The 2,294-nt window shown below is 70.0% G+C and carries 1 protein-coding gene; it reads left to right on the top strand.

What is annotated here, in order from left to right:
• The first annotated feature begins 73 nt into the window (after nt 1-73).
• Nucleotides 74-2,224, top strand: coding sequence for a putative transposase (locus ACRDSQ_RS13635; RefSeq protein ID WP_431421403.1), 2,151 nt, complete (start codon nt 74-76; stop codon nt 2,222-2,224).
• Nucleotides 2,225-2,294 lie beyond the last annotated feature (70 nt).

Raw genomic sequence — 2,294 nt, 5'->3', positions numbered from 1 at the left:
GATGCCCTGTGAGCAGGGCTCCTTGTTTGCCGTATGTCATCGGAAAACAGTTGAGATATGGTAGGTTGGTGTGGTGAGTCAGGCCGAGCTGGACGGGATGCCGGAACCGGCGGCGCTGCGTGTGCTGGTCAGTGACGGGCAGGCCCTGGTGACCTGTGGACGTGTGTTGGTCTACCGCTACGACGTGGACGACGTCGGGATGCGGAACCTGGCGATCGTGGCGCTGACCGACGCCGGTCGGCGTGTCGATGAGGTCGCCGCGGTGTTCGAGTTGACCGCGACGTATGTCTCGATGTTGCGAGGGCGGGCCCGTCGCGACGGTTCGTCCGGGCTGGTGCGTCGCCGGGGCCGGCCACCCAAGCTCACCGACCGGCAGGTGACCCGGGCCCGGGTGTGGGCCGGGTCGGGGTGGACCCAGCAGTCGATCGCGGACCGGTTGGGGGTGGCCCAGTCGGTGATCAGCGAACTGCTGGCCCGGCTCGGTCCGACCCCCGTTCAAGAGGTCCTCCCCGCGCCTGAAGACACCGACACCGACACCGACACCGAGCCCGGGGCGGTCGAACCCCGTGAGGGCGACGCGGTCGCCGGCAACCTCGAGCCCGTGCCGGACCAGGTGCCCGACCAGGGCGAGGCTGCGGCGACACTGGTGCCGGGCTTCGCCTGTTCGGCGCGGATCACCGAGGGCTCGTTTCGGTGCCGTTATGCCGGGGCGATGCTGCTGCATCCGTATCTGCACCGGGTGGGCGCCGAAGCGATCTTCGGCTCGTTGACCGGCGGGCCCGCCCGCCGGTATGACGACGTCGGCGTGCTGACGATCGCGACTCTGGGGTTCGCGCTCGGCGTCGACACCGTGGAGGGCACCAAACACCTGCGACGCGACGAGGCCGGCCCGACGGTCGGGCTGGTCACGATTCCCGAGCTGGCGACGCTGCGGGCACGGCTCTCGGCGTTGGCCGACGGGTCGGACCCACTGGGTTTGCAACGCGCGTTCGCCGCGGGGATGCTCGCCGCGGATCCGGCCGGCGACCCGGTCTACTTCGTCGATGACCACTTCAAGCCCTATGCCGGTGCCCGACCCGTGGCCAAGGGCTGGAACACCAAACGTCGCCACGCCCAACCCGGCATCGACGACACCATGCTCGTCGACGCCCGCGGCCGGGCGGTGGTGTTCGGCACCGGCGAACCCACGGGGCTGGCCTCCACCCTGCCCGGCGTCCTTGCCCAGCTGAGGCGGGTGATCGGCCCCGAGGCGCCGGTCATGTTGGGTTTCGACCGGGGTGGCGCCTACCCGTCCGCGTTCACCGCGTGCCGGGCCGCCGGCGCGGACTGGGTCACCTACCGGCGCGCCCCCTTGGTCGAGGCGACCGCCACGCCACGACGGTCCTGGACCCTGCGCGACGGGCGCCGGATCAGCGTGATGCTGGCCGATGAATCCGTGCAGATCAACGGGTACGGGACCGCTCGACAGTTGACCCTGTTCGAAGCAGGCGCCCCGGTGCTGCAGGTGCTGACCTCCGACACGAACGCCACCGGCGCCGCGCTGCTGTGCTGGCTACGGGCCCGCTGGCGCATCGAGAACATGTTCAAGTACGCCGCCGCCCACAACGGCATCGACGCCCTGGCCGACTACGGCATGGACATCGGCCCCGACACCCGCAAAGTCACCAACCCCGCCCGGACACTGGCCCGTCAGAACGTCGCGGCCGCCGAGGCCGACCTCGCGACCGCCGAACGAGCGCTGCCGCAGATGCTGGCCGGCCCCGCAACACCGAAACAGATGAACGCCGCCCTGCCCAAGCTCCACCAGCAGATCGAGGAAGCCAAGACCGCGCTCGCCGCCGCCAAGACCGCCCTACGCCCCATCCCGGCCAAGATCCTCGCCACCGACCTGGACCCGCACGCGAAACGAGCCCGCCCGCGCCTCGAACGCCGCGGCCTGCAGATGGTGCTCCGGCTGCTCGCGTTCAACGCCGAAGCCTGGCTCGCCGAGCGCTTCAACGCCTACCTGACCGACCCCGACGAGTACCGCGCCATCCTTCGCAACCTGCTCCACCTCGGCGGACAGATCGACTACACCACCAAGACCACAACCATCAGCCTGGACCGGCCCGACAGCCCACGAGTCGCCCGCGCCCTCCAACGACTCACCGAGGAACTCAACGCCACCCCAACATGCCTACCCGGAGACCACCGCCCCGTGACCTACCAGCTCACAGCGACGTGAATCTCAACAAAGACCCCGTGGCTACTTCAGGAGGTCTGAGACCACACGGTCCCCGGCCCGCTGGCCCACG

This window comes from Actinokineospora sp., from assembly GCF_050699995.1.
Lineage (GTDB): Bacteria > Actinomycetota > Actinomycetes > Mycobacteriales > Pseudonocardiaceae > Actinokineospora.
Note: the sequence above shows the minus strand (reverse complement) of the source record. Positions and strands in the feature narration are given on the sequence as shown.